Source organism: Corallococcus sp. CA053C (assembly GCF_003611675.1).
Taxonomy (GTDB): domain Bacteria; phylum Myxococcota; class Myxococcia; order Myxococcales; family Myxococcaceae; genus Corallococcus.
In genome coordinates, this window is sequence record NZ_RAWA01000840.1 from 1 (window position 1) to 612 (window position 612).

General features: G+C 69.9%; 1 protein-coding gene. It reads right to left on the minus strand.

Annotated elements, in window-relative coordinates; genetic code table 11:
* On the minus strand, positions 1–612 hold a 612-nt coding region (locus D7V97_RS43500; protein ID WP_233583629.1), incomplete at both ends, for a condensation domain-containing protein.

Below are 612 nucleotides of genomic sequence, written 5' to 3' on the forward strand. Positions count from 1 at the left end.
CGTTCTGCAGGACGAACATCACCTGGAAGAGGGGGCTGCGGCTCAAGTCACGCGAGGGCTGGAGGACTTCCACCAGCTTCTCGAAGGGGACGTGCTGGTGCTCATAGGCCGCGAGCGTCGTGCCGCGTACCTGCGCGAGCAGCGCGCGGAAGGAGTCCTGCGGCTGCATCCGAGCCCGTAGCACGAGCGTGTTGACGAAGAAGCCGATGAGGCCTTCGGCTTCCGCGTGCGTACGTCCCGCGATGGGTGAGCCCACGGAGACGTCGTCCTGGGCGGAGTAGCGTGACAGCAGCAGCTGGAAGGCGGAGAGCAGCAGCATGAAGGGCGTGGCGCCCTCCCGTTGAGCCAGGCCGCGCAGGGAGTCGGTGAGGGCCGAGGGAATACTCACCGGCACCGTGGCGCCGCGCCGGGACTGCACGGGCGGGCGCGGGCGGTCCGTGGGCAGCTCCAGCGCGGAGGGGGCCCCGGTGAGCTGGTGCTTCCAGTAGCCCAGCTGCGTCTCCAGCACCTCTCCCTGCAACCACTGGCGCTGCCACGCGGCGAAGTCCGCGTACTGCACGGGCAGCGGCGGAAGAGAGGGCTCCTGGCCTGCGCTGAAGGCCGCGTAGCTGG